The following is a 15,903-nucleotide window of genomic DNA, read 5'->3' as shown; positions in this document are numbered from 1 at the left end:
TTACACTGTCCTCATCAATCACCGCCCGTCAGCGGGCAGCAAGGAGCACTCATGAAAATCGCACTGATCGGCGCCAGCGGCTTTGTCGGCTCGGCCATCCTGAAAGAACTGCTGTCGCGCAATGTCGCCGTCACCGCCATCGCCAGTCGTCCTGAGCGCATCGGCGCTGCGGCCAACCTTGACGTGGTGGCCGCCGATGCCTACGACGCCGATGCGGTGGCCCGTGCCGTCGCCGGCCACGACGTGGTGATCAGCGCCTTCAACCCCGGCTGGGACAAGGCCGACATCCGCGAACTGTTCCTCGCCGGCCACCAGGCCATCGTCGCCGGGGTCAAGGCCGCCGGCGTGCCGCGCTTCATCGAGATCGGCGGCGCTGGCAGCCTGTTCGTTGCCCCCGGCGTGCAGCTGATCGACACCCCGCACTTCCCGGCGGAATACAAAGAAGGCGCCGAGGGCGCGCGCCAGGCGCTGAACCTGCTGCAACAGGAAACCTTGCTGGACTGGGTGTTCGTGTCGCCTCCGGCGCTGCTGGCACCGGGCGCACGCAGCGGACAGTACCGTCTCGGCGGCAACGAGCTGCTGATGGCAGGCGAGGCACCGGCCGGCATCAGCGGCGCCGACCTCGCCGTGGCGGTGGTGGACGAGGCGCTGCAGCCGCAGCACCATCGCCAGCGCTTTACCGCCGCCAGCGTCTGATTCACGCCGCGACAGCACACCTTATATAGGTGTGCGGTTTTGCAGTGCAAACCCTGCCGAACGCCCGATCCGACTGGATCAGCGCGTTTGCGGCAGGGTTTTTTGTTGCAATAGCACATTGAATACTGTCGTCGATGCGTTGACAGCCGCGCGCCGCTTCACTAGATTGCGACCAGCCAATCAAGCCGCTGCAGGAGAGACTGTCATTCGCTGACAGCGCCGAAGGGGAATCGCCCCGGAAACTCTCAGGCAAAAGAACTGCAGCGACGTCTGGCACTCTGGAGAGTAGATCAGCCGCAAGGCGGGATCTCGCCGAAGGAAGCATGGCCCGGTGATGACACCGTGCGCCGCAATCTCTCAGGCAAAGGGACAGAGGGGGCATCGTCCGGCAGACGCCGGGCGGGCGCCATTGTCCTTTACGCCGCACATCCATGCGTCAACGCCCTGCCCGACCCTGCCGCCACTACCAGCGCGGTTGCGGCCAACCTTTGCCGTTCGCGCCAAGAAAAAGGAATGCACGATGTTTACCAAAGAGATGGAGATTGCCGGTTTCGACGACGCACTGTGGGCCGCGATGCAGGCCGAGGCACAACGCCAAGAAGACCACATCGAGCTGATTGCCTCCGAGAACTACACCAGCCCGCGCGTGATGCAGGCGCAGGGCAGCCAGCTCACCAACAAGTATGCCGAGGGCTACCCCGGCAAGCGCTACTACGGCGGCTGCGAACACGTCGATGTCGCCGAGCAGCTGGCCATCGACCGCGCCAAAGAGCTGTTTGGCGCCGACTACGCCAACGTGCAGCCGCACTCCGGCAGCCAGGCGAACGCCGCGGTGTACATGGCCTTGCTGCAGCCGGGCGACACCGTGCTGGGCATGAGCCTCGCGCACGGTGGCCACCTCACCCATGGTGCCAAGGTCAACTTCTCCGGCAAGATCTACAACGCGGTGCAGTACGGCATCAACGTGGAGACCGGCGAGATCGACTACGACGAAGTACAAAGGTTGGCCACAGAACACCAGCCAAAGATGCTGGTCGCCGGCTTCTCCGCCTACTCGCTGGTGGTGGACTGGAAGCGCATGCGCCAGATCGCCGACAGCGTCGGTGCCTGGTTCTTTGTCGACATGGCGCACGTCGCCGGCCTGGTGGCAGCCGGGCTGTACCCGAACCCGGTGCCGCACGCGCACGTGGTGACCACCACCACCCACAAGACGCTGCGCGGCCCGCGCGGCGGCCTGATCCTCGCTGCATCCAACCCGGAGCTGGAAAAGAAACTGCAGTCGCTGGTGTTCCCCGGCATCCAGGGCGGCCCGCTGATGCACGTGATCGCCGCCAAGGCGGTAGCCTTCCTCGAAGCACTGCAGCCGGAATTTGTCGACTACCAGAAACAGGTGCTGGCCAACGCCCGTGCCATGGTGGCGGTGGTCCAGCAGCGCGGTTACAGCGTGGTGTCCGGCAAGACCGATGACCACCTGTTCCTGCTGAGCCTGATCGACAAGGGCCTCACCGGCAAGGCTGCCGACGCCGCGCTGGGCGCCGCCTGCATCACCGTCAACAAGAACGCCGTCCCGAACGACCCGCAAAGCCCGTTCGTCACCAGCGGCATCCGCATCGGCAGCCCGGCCATCACCAGCCGCGGCTTCAAGGAAGCGGAAGCCGGCCAGGTGGCGCACTGGGTATGCGACATCCTCGACGATATCGACAACGCCGATGTCGCCGCCCGCGTGAAACGCCAGGTGGCGGAGCTGTGCGCCGCCTTCCCGGTTTACCGCTAAGCAGCAGCGGGCGCCGTCATTCCGACGGCGCCCGACTATAGTTAAAACAGGCCCTGCTCCGCAGGCACCACCTCAAGAGAAGCAACATGGCAATCAGTGTTTTTGATTTGTTCAAGATCGGCATCGGCCCCTCCAGTTCCCACACCGTCGGCCCGATGCGCGCGGCGCGGCAATTTGTCGCCCGACTGGAAAAGGACGGCCTGTTGACGCAGACCGCCGCGGTCAAGTCCGAAATGTTCGGTTCTCTCGGTGCCACCGGTAAAGGCCACGGCAGCGATGTGGCGGTGCTGCTTGGCCTGCAGGGCGAACACCCTGACCTGGTCGATACCGATGCCGTCGACGGCATGCTGGCCGCCATCCGCAACAACAAGCGCATCGCGCTCTTGGGCACGCACGAGATCGACTTCATCGAAGCCGAACACCTGATCCTGCACAAGCGCAAGGCGCTGCCCTACCATCCTAACGGCATGATTTTTGAGGCGTTTGCCGCCGACGGCAGCAGCCTGTCCAAGCGCGCCTACTACTCGGTCGGCGGTGGTTTCGTGGTCGACGAGGCGGCGATCGACGCCGGCTTCGTGCCGCCCGGCGTCACCGAGCTGAAGCACCCGTTCAAGAGCGGCGCCGAGCTGCTGGCACTGTGCCAGCGCCACGGCAAGAGCATCAGCCAGATCATGCTGGAGAACGAGCTGGCGTGGCGCAGCGAGGACGAGATCCGCAGCGGCCTGCTCAACATCTGGCACGTGATGCAGGCCTGCGTGAAGCGCGGCTGCGAGCGTGAAGGCATCCTGCCCGGCGGCATGAAGGTCAAGCGCCGCGCCGCCGACATGCACCGCAAGCTGCTGTCGTCGCCGGAGGCCGCACTGCGCGATCCGCTGACGGTGCTGGACTGGGTCAACCTGTACGCACTGGCGGTGAACGAGGAAAACGCCGCCGGCGGCCGCGTGGTCACCGCGCCGACCAACGGCGCCGCCGGCATCATCCCGGCGGTACTGCACTACTACGCGCGCTTCATCCCCGGCGCCAGCGATGACGGCATCGTGCGCTTCCTGCTCACCGCCGGCGCCATCGGCATCCTGTTCAAGCTCAACGCCTCCATTTCCGGCGCCGAAGTCGGCTGCCAGGGCGAAGTCGGCTCCGCCTGTTCGATGGCCGCCGGCGGCCTGGCCGAAGTGCTGGGTGGCAGCCCGGAGCAGGTGGAAAACGCCGCCGAGATCGGCATGGAACACAATCTGGGGCTGACCTGTGACCCGGTCGGCGGCCTGGTGCAGGTGCCGTGCATCGAGCGCAACGCGATGGCGTCGATCAAGGCCATCAACGCGGCGCGGATGTCGCTGCGCGGCGACGGCCAGCACTTCGTGTCGCTGGACCGCGTGATCAAAACCATGCGCGACACCGGCCGCGATATGAGCACCAAGTACAAGGAAACCGCGCGCGGCGGGCTGGCGATCAACGTGATCGAGGTACCGGTCAACATCGTCGAGTGCTGAGCCAGCCTTTCGCAACAGCTGCGGCCAACCTTGCGCAAGGTTGGCCGCAACAAAAAGCCCGCCATGATAGGCGGGCTTTTTTATTGCGAGTCCGGCAACCGTTACAGGAAGCGCGCCGGCGCGTACGGCGCCGGGTCGGTAAACGGCGTCTCGCCGCAGATCACCTGCGCCAGCAGTTGGCCGCACACCGGCCCCAGCGTCAGGCCGTGGTGGGCGTGGCCGAAGTTGAACCACAGACCGCGATGGCGCGGCGCGGCGCCCAGCGCCGGGCGCATGTCCGGCAGGCACGGCCGGCTGCCCATCCACGGCGTGGCGTCCAGCCGCTCACCCAGCGGGAACAGCCCGCGCGCCAACGCCTCGGCCTGCTCCAGCTGCGCGTAGTTGGGGGCGGCATCGCGTCGCGCCAGCTCCACCCCGGTGGCGATGCGCAGGCCGCGCTGCATCGGCGACACCACGAAGCCGCCTTCCACGTCGGCCACGGTGTAGCTCAGGCCCGGCCCCAGTGGCTGGTAGTGCATGTGGTAGCCGCGCTTGGTCTGCAGCGGGATGCGGTAACCCAGCGGCTGGAAGATGTCGTCGGACCACGGCCCCATCGCCACCACCACCTGTGCGGCGTGCAGTACCCCGGCGGCGGTGTGTACCTGCCAGCCGCTGCCATCCGGGACCAGCGACGTGGCTTCCTGTTGCAGCAGCGTGCCGCCCAGGCTTTCGAAATAGCGGGCATAGCCGCGGGTCAGCGCGCCCGGATCGCTGATGCGCTGCGGGTCGCGCCAGTGCACCGCGCCGGCGAAGCCCTCACCCAGTCCCGGCTCGGCGGCGCGCAGCTGCGCCGCGTCCAGGATCTGCAGTTGCAGGCCGTGTTCGGCGGCGATGCGGCGCGCGTTGACGGCCTCGGCGGCAAAGCCGGCCTCGGTGCGGTAGGCCTCGTACAGGCCGTCGTCGCTGCACAGCTGCTGCATATTGGCCGCGGCGATCAGCGTGGCGTGTTCGTCCAGGCTGCGGCTGATCAGGGGCAGCATGTCGCGCGCGGCGGCAGCGAGCCGGTGCGGGGCGGAGGCGCGGAAGTAGCGCCACAGCCACGGCGTGCTCTGCAGCAGGCTGGACGGTTGGTAGCGCACGTCGGTGGAGCGGTTGCGGCCGATGCGCAGCACGCTGGCAAGATCGCGAGGGAAGCCGTAAGGCACCACGGCGGCGCGTTCCAGCAGGCCGGCGTTGCCGTGGCTGGTTTCCTCGCCGGGGGCGCGGCGATCCAGCAGCGCCACGCGCAGGCCGCGTTGTTGCAGGGCGATGGCGCTGGAGACGCCGATCATGCCGGCGCCGAGGACGATGATGTCGAAATCCATGTTGTGCTTCTTTCAGATGCAGTTGCCATGGGCGCTGCGGGCAGCGGCCATGGCAACGGGATCTGCAAGCTTGGCCGCAGCCTGCGGCCAAGCTTGCACACCGCTTACTTGGCGATGATGTCGCGGTGGAAGTATTTCATCGAAATGCGGCTCAGGGTGCCATCCTGCTTCAGGCTGGCAATCGCCTTGTCCAGCTCGGCCTTGCGCGGGTCGCCCTTGCGCACGCCCATGCCGGTGCCCTCGCCGAGGGTGGCGAAATCGCTGAGCACCCCGCCGGCAAAGTCAAAGTCCTTGCCCTGCGGCTTGCTGAGGAAGCCTTCCATCGCAGTCTGCGCTTCCTGCACCCCGGCATCCAGTCGGCCGGCGGCGAGATCGAGGAAAATCTGCGCCTGGTCGCGGTAGGCAACCACCTTCACGCCGTGCTTCTCCCAGTGCTTGCGCACGAAGTCTTCCTGGGTGGCGCCCTGCAGCACGCCGACGGTCTTGCCCTTCAGGCTGGCCACGGTCGGTGTCAGCTTGCTGTCGCGACGTGCCACCATCTGGATCGGCACGATGTAGATCGGGACGGTGAAGTCGATCGACTCGCGGCGCTTGGCGGTGATGTTCATCGCCGAGTTGATGGCGTCGAATTTCTTCGCTTTCAGGCCGGGGATCAAGCCCTCAAACGAGGTTTCCACCCAGCTGCACTTGGCGGCCATGCGCTCGCAGACGGCCTTGCCGACATCGATGTCGAAGCCGACCAGCTGGCCGTCGGCCTGCTTGCTCTCGAACGGCGGGTAGAACGGCTCCAGCCCCATGCGCAGCGGCGCACCCTGCGCCATGGCGGTACCGGCGAGGCAGGCCAGCAAGGGGAAAACGGCATTGCGAACGCGTTTGCTGATCATGAAATGTCTCCTTTGTTCCTGTAGCGGGTAACGTCCCGTCCCGTTGCCCATGGCCAGGCCATGGCGCCTGCGTGGTTGGGCAGCCGGCGGGGCTGCGTTCACGTCTTGCTTTGGCTCGGTCACAAGATAGACAATATTTCCATTTGAGACAATTAATTTATAAAAAACCTGGCCACCAGCCTCAGTGCACGGCGACCAACGCAGGCTACGCCATGACAAAACCATGTCGCAAGTTACAATTTATCACTTGAATAACAATAACTTGCTTTCAAGCCATCAACCAAGAAGCAAGCAAAACCCCGGGAAAATGGTCTCCGCACAATTTGTGGACTTTTTTTCCACAATGGAATTTAATACAACAAACAAGCCTGCCCGCCGCGGCCTACAGCCCGGCAGCGCCCGACCACAGCCATCACGAGAGCCCAGCATGAACCACATCGACCACCACGCCGCCCCCCTGCTCCTAAACCAGCAACAGGTGCGCGACTACCTGCCGGCGCTGCCGGTACGGGCCGCGCTGAGCGCGCTGTTCCAGGCACTGGCGCACGAGTGCGCGGTGCAGCCGGCGCAGACGCTGACCCTGTTTCCGCAGGGCGCCGGCGACGTCATCACCTATCAGGGCGTGCTGGCCGATGCCGGCGTGTTCGGCGCCAAGCTGTCGCCGTACATCGTCACCGATGGCCGCCCGGTGATCAGCGCCTGGACCAGCCTGATGTCGATGCACACCGGCCAGCCGCTGCTGTTCTGCGATTCCGGCCTGCTGACGGCGGAGCGTACCGCCGGCACCAGCGCGCTGGCCATCGACCTGCTGGCGCGGCAGGACAGCCGCCAGCTGACGCTGATCGGTTGCGGCGCACTGGGCCAGGCACACCTGCGCCACGTGCTGCCGCTGCGCGACTGGCAGCGCATCCGCGTGTACGCGCCGGATCTCACCAGCAAGCCGGAACTGCAGCAGCAACTGCAGGCGCTGGACCCGCGCATCCAGATCAGCGGCAGCGTAGCGGCCGCCTGTGACAACGCCGACGTGATCATGCTGTGCACCTCCTCGGCTGCGGCGGTGCTGGACCCGGCAACGCTCAGCAAAGCGGCGCTGATCACCTCGATCAGCACCAATGCCGTCAACGCGCACGAGGTACCACCGGCCCGCCTCGCCGCGATGGACGTGTACTGCGACCACAAGCACAGCACGCCGGACAGCGCCGGCGAGATGGTGCTCGCCAGCCAGCAGGGCAGCTGGCAGCGCGAACGCATCGTCGGCGATCTGGCCGATCTGGTCAGCCAGCGCTGCGCGCTGCCGGACTACCAACGCCCGGTGTTCTTCCGCTCCATCGGCATGGGGCTTCAGGACATCGCCATCGCCTGCGCGCTGCTGCAACAGGCGCAGGCCGCGCAATGAGTCCAACCGCGGACTATCTGGCGGCGACCGGCGGGCACAGTGCTTGTGCCCTGCCCGTCGCATCAGGCACTATCGCTGTCCCTGCCGTTGCGCCCGACCCGACCATGACGCCCACGCCCAGCCCCACGCCGCAGCAATTGCTGTTGTCGCGCTACAGCCACCTCGCCGACAGCATCGCCAAGCTGTTCTTTCCCTACGCCGAGGCGGTGATCCACGACCTGGCGCAGCAGCGCGTGCTCTACCTCGCCAACAACCTGTCGCGACGCGAGATTGGCGACGAATCGGCGCTGGAGGAAATCGAGCGCACCATCGCCGAACGCTACGTCGGACCGTACGAAAAGGTGAACTGGGACGGCCGCAAGATGCGCTGCGTCAGCTCGGTGCTGTTCGACGACGCAGGCGTGGCGCTGGGGGTGATGTGCATCAACTTCAACATCGCGGTGTTCGAGGACATGCACGGCATGCTCGGTATGCTGCTGAAGGGTGCCGGGCTGGTGGAACAGCCGGCGGAGCTGTTCCGCGACGACTGGCAGGAGCGCATCAACACCTTCATGCACCGCTGGCTGCAGGAGCGGCAGCTGGCGCTCAATACCCTGTCGCGCCAGCATCGCAAGGAGCTGGTCGAGGCGCTGTACGCCGAGGGCGCCTTCAACGGCAAGAGCGCCACCCACTACATCGCCAATGTGCTCGGCCTCGGCCGCGCCACGGTGTACAAGTATCTGCAAACGCTGAAATAGACACCCGTCAAACGCAAAAGGTTGGCCGCAGCGATGCGGCCAACCTTTTATTGTCTGCGGCCCGCGCGGGCCGGCGCCTTACTGTTTCTGCAGCAGGCGCAGCGTAACCTGCAGCTCGCCGTCGTCGCCCTTCACCGTCTGCACGTTCTGCAGGCTGAGATCGGACGGCAGCAGCAGGCTGATGCCGTGGCCGACGCCGACCTTGCTCCAGCTCTTTTCCAGCCGCCGCGCCATGCCCTGTGCCGGCAGCCGCACGTCGCTCTCCAGCGCAAAGCCGTAATTCTCGGCGGCGCTGTCGAACAGGCGCCCGATCTGCTCCGGCTCGACGTAGCGCTCCGCCATGCTGCCCATCTGCCGTGGCGACACCTCCGGCACCGTCTTGCACAGCGTCATCACCTCGTCCTTGAAGCGCACCTGCGCCAGCGGGTCTTCGATCTCTTCCGAAATCTGCTCCATCACTTCGGCCACCAGCTTGCTGCTGCTGCTGGTATCCGGCACCCGCATCGCCTGCAGGAAGTCGTCGAGCCAGAACTTGGCCTCGTGGCCCTGGCGGTCGACCGCGTACAGCAGCGGGCCGTTTTCCAGGATCAGCGCGCCCTTGTCGATCAGGCGCGGGTTGATGCCGCTGGCGTGGCTGATGTCGAACACCTCGCCGCTTTCGACGATGGTCAGAAAGTCCTCCTGGATTTCCGCCTTGAACACGCCCAGCGCGCGCTGCGGGCTGTCCGCCTCGCCCAGGCCGGAGAACAGGATCACCAGCAGGTCGCCGGCGGCGATGTTCGGGTGCTGCGAGCGCGCGAACAGGTGCTTGGCGATGCGCTGCGACACCTCCAGCAGATCGACGTCGCCGCGGAAAAACTGCCGCGTGTAGTGGTACAGCTCGTTGAGGTTGAGATCGGTCTCGTGGAAGAACTGGTACTTCTTCTTGTCGGAGACGATGCCCTTCAGGTAGCCGTCCAGAATCAGCGCCGACACCGCCTCGTCCACGCCGATGGCCTTGTGCGACAGCTGCAACGGCTCACCGCGCGCCGGATTGCCGACACGGTGTACCACCAAACGCTCTACCCTGGATTCGCTAATCAGCATGCTCGGATCTGTCCTCATTCAATCAAGGCGCGATTATCGCCGCCCTTTCCCGCCACAACAAGGTTGGCCGCAACTCAGGCCGCCACCTCGGCCAGCCCGAACTGCAAGGCAGCCAGCCTGGCGTACAACGGCGAGCGCTGCAGCAGCTCGGCGTGGGTGCCCTCCGCCACGATGCGCCCCTGCTCCAGCACCACGATGCGGTCGGCCTGCTTCACCGTCGCCAGGCGGTGGGCGATGACGATGGTGGTGCGCCCGGCGGCGGCACGTTCCAGCGCCTGCTGTACCAGCTGTTCCGATTCGGCGTCCAGCGCGCTGGTGGCCTCGTCCAGCAGCAGGATGGGCGGGTTTTTCAGGATGGCGCGCGCGATGGCGATGCGCTGGCGCTGGCCACCGGACAGGCGCACACCGCGCTCGCCCAGATAGCTGTGATAGCCCTCCGGCAGGCGTTCGATGAACTCGTGCGCGGCGGCGACGCGGGCGGCGGCGAACACCTCCTCGTCCGTGGCATCAGGCCGGCCGTAGCGGATGTTCTCCAGCGCACTGGCGCCGAAAATCACCGTGTCCTGCAGCACGATGCCGATGTGGCGGCGCAGCGCCTGCGGGTCCAGCCGCGCGACATCGACGCCGTTGAGGGTGATGCGGCCAACTTGCGGATCGTAAAAGCGCAGCAACAGCTGGAACAGCGTGGTCTTGCCGGCACCGGACGGCCCGACCAGCGCCACCTGCTCGCCGGGGCGGATGGCGAGGCTGATGCCGGACAGCGACGGCTGCCCCGGTCGCGACGGGTAGGCAAAGCCGACGTCGTGCAGTTGCAGACCGTCGCCCATGGCCGGCAAGGGCAGCGGCTGCGCCGGCGGCTGGACCGGCGAGCGCTGCGCCAGCAGTGCCATCAGCCGTTCGGTGGCGCCGGCGGCGCGCTGCAGGTCGCCCCATACCTCGGCCACCGCGCCGATGGCGCCGGCGGTCACCACCGCGTAGAGGATGAACTGCGCCAGCAGGCCACTGCTCATCTGCCCGGCCAGCACCGCGCGTGCGCCCAGCCACAGCACGAACACCACGGCGCCGAACACCAGCATGATCACTACCGCCGTCAGCTGCGAACGGGCACGGATGCGCGCCAGCGCGGTGTCGAAGCTGAGCGCCACCGAGCCGTCGAAACGCACGGTTTCGCGCGCCTCCTGCGCGAAGGCCTGCACCGTCTGCACCGCGTTCAGCGTCTCGCCGGCCATGGCGCTGGAATCGGCGATGCGGTCCTGGCTGGAGCGCGACAAGGCGCGCACGCGGCGGCCGAAGATCAGGATCGGCAGGATCACCAGCAACAGCGTCACCAGGATGTAGCCGGTCAGGCTGGGGCTGGTCACCGCCAGCATTACCAGCCCGCCCAGCATCAGCAGCAGGTTGCGCAGCCCCATCGACAGGCTGGTGCCGATCACGGTCTGCACCAGTGTGGTGTCGGTGGTCAGCCGCGACAGCACCTCGCCGGTTTGCAGCGTCTCGAAGTATTCCGGGCTCATACGGATTACGTGGCGGTACACCGCGCTGCGCACGTCGGCGGTGACGCGCTCGCCCAGCCACGACACCAGATAGAAGCGCAGCGCGGTGAACAGCGCCAGGACCAGCGCCAGCGCCAACAGCGCCAGAAAGTAGCCGTCGACCGCCTCGCGCTGCACGAAGGCGTGGTCGATCAGGTAGCGGAACGCCACCGGCAGCAACAGCGTGGCCGCGGCCGCCACCAGCAGCGCCAGCGCGGCCAGCAGTGCGCGGCCACGATACGGCCGCAAAAACGGCCACAGCCCGGACAGCGGGGTAAGACGTTGCAATAAACCTGGGCTAGCCACGGCAGCACTCCACAATTAGCATACGATGGGTAACAAGTGCCGCAACGGTAAGCTTTTTTCAAGAGCGGCACCGCAATTGCCCTCCCCACCCGGCGCCGCCTGCCCTGCCGGCGGTCGGCGCCGACCATCACAAGGCCCGTCATGCTGATCAACTGCGTTGCCTACCATCAAGGCCAAAAACTAGGCGACATCTCGGTAGACGCCATTCCCGAACACCTGGCACGACCGGACTGCCTGGTGTGGGTCGCGCTGCAAGAGCCGACCCCGGACGAAATCAGCCACTTCGGCCGCCAGTTCGCGCTACACCCGCTGGCGGTGGAGGACGCGCTGCACGGTCACCAACGCCCGAAGCTGGAGGAGTTCGGCGACACCCTGTTTCTGGTGATGAAGACGCTGGAGCCGGACAGCGAGAACGGCATCCACGTCGGCGAGGTCGACCTGTTCGTTGGCCGCAACTTCCTGCTGTCGATCCGCAACCAGACGCGCAAGGGTTTTCAAGACGTGCGGGCGCGCTGCGAGCGCGAGCCGCATCTGCTGGCGCACGGCAGCGGTTTTGTGCTGTACGCGCTGATGGATGCGGTGGTCGACCGCTACCTGACCGTGATCCACCAGCTGGAAGACGAGCTGGACAGCATCGAAGGCCGGCTGTTTCTCAAGGGCAGCTCGGCGCGGCGCAATATCGCGGCGCTGTACGCGCTCAAGCGCAAGTTGATCACCGTCAACCACGCCGCCGCGCCGCTGCACGAGGCCACCGCGCGGCTGTACGGCGGCCGCGTGCCACCACCGTGCCACGACCTGCCGGAGTATTTCCGTGACGTGGACGATCACCTGTCGCGCATCCTGCATACCGTGGAATCGCAGCGCGACCTGCTGGCCACCGCCATCCAGGTCAATATCGCAATGATCTCACTGGACGAAAGCAGCATCAGCAAGAAGCTGGCCGCCTACGCCGCGCTGTTCGCGGTGCCGACCATGATCGCCGGCATCTACGGCATGAACTTCGACTACATGCCGGAGCTGCGCACGCCGCTGGGCTACCCGCTGTCACTGCTGAGCATGGTGGTGCTTGATGTGTTGCTGTGGCGCCGCTTCCGCCGCGCCGGCTGGCTGTAGCATTACACAACTAAAAGTAAAAGATGTTATCGATTATTGGCGCTTTTACCCTCACCCTGACATCAGTACACTCGGATCATCCGCTAAAGCAAAGCGTCCTCATCCGGCGCACGACAACACAGAGAGAAACTTCATGACTACGCGCATCCAGAGCCACCGCCTGCACGTTGCGGCCAACCTCTACCACTTCGTCGAACAGGAAGCGCTGCCCGGCACCGGCGTCGATGCCGCCGCCTTCTGGCAGGGTTTTGATGCGCTGGTGCACACGCTGGCGCCGAAAAACCGTGCGCTGCTGGCCGAGCGCGACCGCCTGCAAAGCGAGATCGACGCCTGGCACCGCGCCCACCCCGGCCCGATCGCCGACATGGCCGCCTACAAGGCCTTCCTCGCCGGCATCGGCTACCTGAAACCGGTACCGGCCGACGCGCAGATCAGCACCAGCAACATCGACAGCGAGATCGCGGAACAGGCCGGCCCGCAGCTGGTGGTACCGGTGATGAACGCGCGCTACGCACTGAACGCCGCCAACGCGCGCTGGGGCAGCCTGTACGACGCGCTGTACGGCACCGACGCCATCAGCGAAGACGACGGCGCCAGCCGTGCCGGCGGCTACAACGCGGTGCGCGGCGGCAAGGTGATCGCCTTTGGTCGTGATTTCCTCGACCAGGCGGCAGCACTGGAAAACGGCTCGCACCACGCTGCCACCGCCTATGCCGTGGTAGCCGGCCAGCTGCAGGTTCAACTGGACAACGGCAGCCGCAGCGGCCTGAAACAGCCAGACCAGTTCATCGGCTTCAACGGCGACGCCGCCGCGCCAACCGCCATCCTGCTGAAGCAGAACGGCCTGCACTTCGAGATCCAGATCGACAAGGCCAGCGCCATCGGTGCGCAGGACGCTGCCGGGGTCAAGGACATCGTGATGGAAGCGGCGATCAGCACCATCATGGACTGCGAGGATTCCGTCGCCGCCGTCGATGCCGACGACAAGGTGATCGTTTATCGCAACTGGCTGGGTCTGATGAAGGGCGATCTGGTCGAGGAAGTCAGCAAGGGCGATAAAACCATCACCCGCCGCCTGAATGCCGACCGCCAGTACCAGACGCCGACTGGCGACACGCTGAACCTGCATGGGCGTAGCCTGATGTTCATCCGCAACGTCGGCCACCTGATGAGCAACCCGGCCATCCTCGACGGCGACGGCCGCGAGATTCCGGAAGGCATCATGGACGCGGTGGTCACCACCCTGATCGCGCTGCACGACCAGCAGCGCCGCGGCAACTCGCGCGCAGGCTCGATCTACATCGTGAAGCCGAAGATGCACGGCCCGGACGAAGTGGCGTTCGCCAACGAGCTGTTCGGCGCGGTGGAAGCACTGCTCGGCCTGCCGCAGTACACCGTGAAGCTGGGCATCATGGACGAGGAGCGCCGCACCAGCGTCAACCTCAAGGCCTGCATCGCCGCCGCCCGCCACCGCGTTGCCTTCATCAACACCGGCTTCCTCGACCGTACCGGTGACGAGATGCACACCGCGATGGAAGCCGGCCCGATGATCCGCAAGGGCGACATGAAGACCAGCAAGTGGATCACCGCCTACGAGCGCAGCAATGTGCAGGTCGGCCTCGATTGCGGCCTGCGCGGCCATGCGCAGATCGGCAAGGGCATGTGGGCGATGCCGGACCTGATGGCCGAGATGCTGAAGCAGAAGATCGGCCACCCAAAAGCCGGCGCCAACACCGCCTGGGTGCCGTCGCCGACTGCCGCCGTGCTGCACGCGCTGCACTACCACCAGGTCAACGTGCAGCAGGTGCAACAAGGGCTTGAAGGCCAGGCCATCGACGTGCTGGACGAGCTGCTGACCATCCCGGTGGCGGCCAACCCGCAGTGGACCGCCGCCGAGATCCAGCAGGAGCTGGACAACAACGCGCAGGGCATCCTCGGCTACGTGGTGCGCTGGATCGACCAGGGCGTCGGCTGCTCCAAGGTGCCGGACATCCACAACGTCGGCCTGATGGAAGACCGCGCCACGCTGCGCATCTCCAGCCAGCACATCGCCAACTGGCTGCGCCACGGCATCACCAGCGAGGCACAGGTGATGGAAACGCTCAAGCGCATGGCCGCGGTGGTGGACCAGCAGAACGCCGGCGACCCGCTGTACCAGAACATGGCCGGCAATTTCGAGACTTCGGTTGCCTTCAAGGCCGCCTGCGACCTGGTGTTCAAGGGCTGCGCGCAGCCATCCGGCTACACCGAGCCGCTGCTGCACGCCTGGCGCCTGGTGGCCAAGGCGCAGTAAGCACCACTGCCAGCCGCCCCGCAAACGCGCCATCACCGATGGCGCGTTTTTTCATGGCCGCGCCGGCGGCGGCAACGGCGCAACGAGGCGTGCGCCCGCGGCGGCGCGAACTATACTGCACTGTCGCTTATCCGGGAGGACACCATGAAGCAACTGATCATCCTGCTCAGCCTGCTGGCGGCGCCGGCCATGGCGCTGGACATCAACGACGCCAGCTACGACGAACTGGTCGCCGCCGGCTTCAGCACTGCCGATGCGCAGCGCATCGTCGACGCGCAGTTGACCACCACCTTTAGCAGCAGCCGTGACCTGCTGACGATCAAGGGCATCACCCAGGGCGATCTCAACCGCGTGCGCTCGTCACTGACCATCAATGGCGAGCCGGTCACCACCCGTTCCGGTACCGCGCCGGCCATACCCGGCGTGCGGGCCGCCATCCCGGCCAGCAAGAGCAGCACAGTTGATCTGGGCAGCCCCGGCAGCAAGGGCAAAAACGGCGGCAGCCAGCGCGGGGGCAACGGCGGCGGCGGCGGCAATGGTGGTGGTAAGGGCAACTGAGCCGGGCACCCACACCACGCCGTCCAGCAACGACAACGCGCCATCCGGGGATGGCGCGTTTTTTCATGGCGTGCCCAAGGTTGGCCGCAACGCTGCGGCCAACCTTGCACCGGCCGCTCAGTAGTAAATCACCTCGCGGCGGGTGCTGAGACAACCGTTGCCCTGCATCTGCGGCGTCAGGTACACGTACACCGACTTGTCGTCGTTGCGCAGGATGGTGGTGCTCTCGTTCAGCGACGCGTGATACTTGAACTCGCCGTAGATTTCCTCGCGCAGCACGGAGCAGGCCTTCGGCCAGTACGCCGTTTCGTTGTATTCCGCCGAACACCTGCCCGACTTGTCCGGGCCGACGCTCATCGACACGTGACTGTCACCATCCGAGTACTTCTTGGCGATCAGACTGGAAAACGGCCGGCGGTCGGCGTCTTTGTCATTCCAGATATCGTGCGAGGCATGGCCGCCGTCCTTGACGATAAAACTGGCCACCTTCTTCAGCGGTGCCATGCAGGTCTTGATTTTGGCATCCACGGCATTGTCCACCGGGCTGGGCTCGCCGGCCTGTGCCAGCAGCGGTGCCAGCAAGGCCAGCAGCAGCATTGAGCGGTATCTCATCTTCTCTCCCCTTGTGCAAAGCACGCGCCGCTCGGCCGCGACGCGCGAGCACACAACATACCATCAGCACCATGCCAGTGAAATGA

General features: G+C 65.9%; 13 protein-coding genes and 1 riboswitch. Of the genes, 8 read left to right on the top strand and 5 right to left on the bottom strand.

Annotation, left to right across the window (positions count from 1 at the left end; translation table 11 throughout):
- Nucleotides 1–51: 51 nt before the first annotated feature.
- The 3 genes from PQU89_RS03230 to PQU89_RS03220 all read left to right on the top strand — a co-directional run bounded on the left by PQU89_RS03230 (nt 52) and on the right by PQU89_RS03220 (nt 3,957).
- The gene (locus tag PQU89_RS03230) at nt 52–696 is read left to right on the top strand and encodes an NAD(P)-dependent oxidoreductase (protein ID WP_272764587.1); all 645 of its coding nucleotides are present in this window, start codon (nt 52–54) and stop codon (nt 694–696) included.
- Nucleotides 697–877: 181 nt separating this feature from the next.
- Nucleotides 878–967, top strand: a riboswitch (glycine riboswitch).
- A gap of 249 nt (nt 968–1,216) precedes the next feature.
- Nucleotides 1,217–2,470 (top strand): serine hydroxymethyltransferase, encoded by a 1,254-nt coding sequence (gene glyA / locus PQU89_RS03225; RefSeq protein ID WP_272764586.1) that lies wholly within the window; start codon nt 1,217–1,219, stop codon nt 2,468–2,470.
- A gap of 86 nt (nt 2,471–2,556) precedes the next feature.
- Nucleotides 2,557–3,957, top strand: coding sequence for an L-serine ammonia-lyase (locus PQU89_RS03220; protein ID WP_272764585.1), 1,401 nt, complete (start codon nt 2,557–2,559; stop codon nt 3,955–3,957).
- Nucleotides 3,958–4,058: 101 nt separating this feature from the next.
- On the opposite strand, the gene PQU89_RS03215 is transcribed toward PQU89_RS03220, so the two are convergent.
- Nucleotides 4,059–5,300: an NAD(P)/FAD-dependent oxidoreductase gene (locus tag PQU89_RS03215; protein ID WP_272764584.1), complete on the bottom strand. Its 1,242-nt coding sequence runs from the start codon at nt 5,298–5,300 to the stop codon at nt 4,059–4,061.
- 104 nt (nt 5,301–5,404) lie between these two features.
- On the bottom strand, nt 5,405–6,184 hold the full coding sequence (locus PQU89_RS03210; RefSeq protein WP_272757674.1) for a transporter substrate-binding domain-containing protein: 780 nt from the start codon (nt 6,182–6,184) through the stop codon (nt 5,405–5,407).
- 427 nt (nt 6,185–6,611) lie between these two features.
- Here PQU89_RS03210 and PQU89_RS03205 point away from each other — a divergent pair, with 427 nt between their 5' ends.
- A complete protein-coding gene (locus tag PQU89_RS03205; protein WP_272764583.1) occupies nt 6,612–7,580 on the top strand; it encodes an ornithine cyclodeaminase family protein in 969 nt (322 codons plus the stop codon).
- Between the two features lie 104 nt (nt 7,581–7,684).
- On the top strand, nt 7,685–8,317 hold the full coding sequence (locus tag PQU89_RS03200; protein ID WP_272764582.1) for a helix-turn-helix transcriptional regulator: 633 nt from the start codon (nt 7,685–7,687) through the stop codon (nt 8,315–8,317).
- A gap of 78 nt (nt 8,318–8,395) precedes the next feature.
- On the opposite strand, the gene PQU89_RS03195 is transcribed toward PQU89_RS03200, so the two are convergent.
- Both PQU89_RS03195 and PQU89_RS03190 read right to left on the bottom strand, forming a co-directional pair.
- On the bottom strand, nt 8,396–9,403 hold the full coding sequence (locus tag PQU89_RS03195; RefSeq protein ID WP_272764581.1) for a nucleoid-associated protein: 1,008 nt from the start codon (nt 9,401–9,403) through the stop codon (nt 8,396–8,398).
- A gap of 74 nt (nt 9,404–9,477) precedes the next feature.
- The gene (locus PQU89_RS03190) at nt 9,478–11,241 is read right to left on the bottom strand and encodes an ABC transporter transmembrane domain-containing protein (protein ID WP_272764580.1); all 1,764 of its coding nucleotides are present in this window, start codon (nt 11,239–11,241) and stop codon (nt 9,478–9,480) included.
- A gap of 141 nt (nt 11,242–11,382) precedes the next feature.
- Here PQU89_RS03190 and corA point away from each other — a divergent pair, with 141 nt between their 5' ends.
- The 3 genes from corA (at nt 11,383) to PQU89_RS03175 (ending at nt 15,205) form a co-directional block, all read left to right on the top strand.
- Nucleotides 11,383–12,354, top strand: coding sequence for a magnesium/cobalt transporter CorA (gene corA, locus PQU89_RS03185; RefSeq protein WP_272764579.1), 972 nt, complete (start codon nt 11,383–11,385; stop codon nt 12,352–12,354).
- A 133-nt stretch (nt 12,355–12,487) separates the two neighbouring features.
- Entirely contained in the window at nt 12,488–14,647 is a 2,160-nt protein-coding gene (locus PQU89_RS03180) for a malate synthase G (protein ID WP_272764578.1), read from the top strand.
- A gap of 144 nt (nt 14,648–14,791) precedes the next feature.
- Entirely contained in the window at nt 14,792–15,205 is a 414-nt protein-coding gene (locus tag PQU89_RS03175) for a helix-hairpin-helix domain-containing protein (RefSeq protein ID WP_272764577.1), read from the top strand.
- A 117-nt stretch (nt 15,206–15,322) separates the two neighbouring features.
- Here PQU89_RS03175 and PQU89_RS03170 read toward each other — a convergent pair whose 3' ends face one another.
- Nucleotides 15,323–15,817 (bottom strand): hypothetical protein, encoded by a 495-nt coding sequence (locus tag PQU89_RS03170; RefSeq protein WP_272764576.1) that lies wholly within the window; start codon nt 15,815–15,817, stop codon nt 15,323–15,325.
- Between the last annotated feature and the right edge of the window lie 86 nt (nt 15,818–15,903).

Origin of the sequence: Vogesella indigofera, from assembly GCF_028548395.1 — a bacterium.
Taxonomy (GTDB): Bacteria; Pseudomonadota; Gammaproteobacteria; order Burkholderiales; family Chromobacteriaceae; genus Vogesella; species Vogesella indigofera_A.
This window is presented reverse-complemented; position numbering and strand designations above follow the sequence as displayed.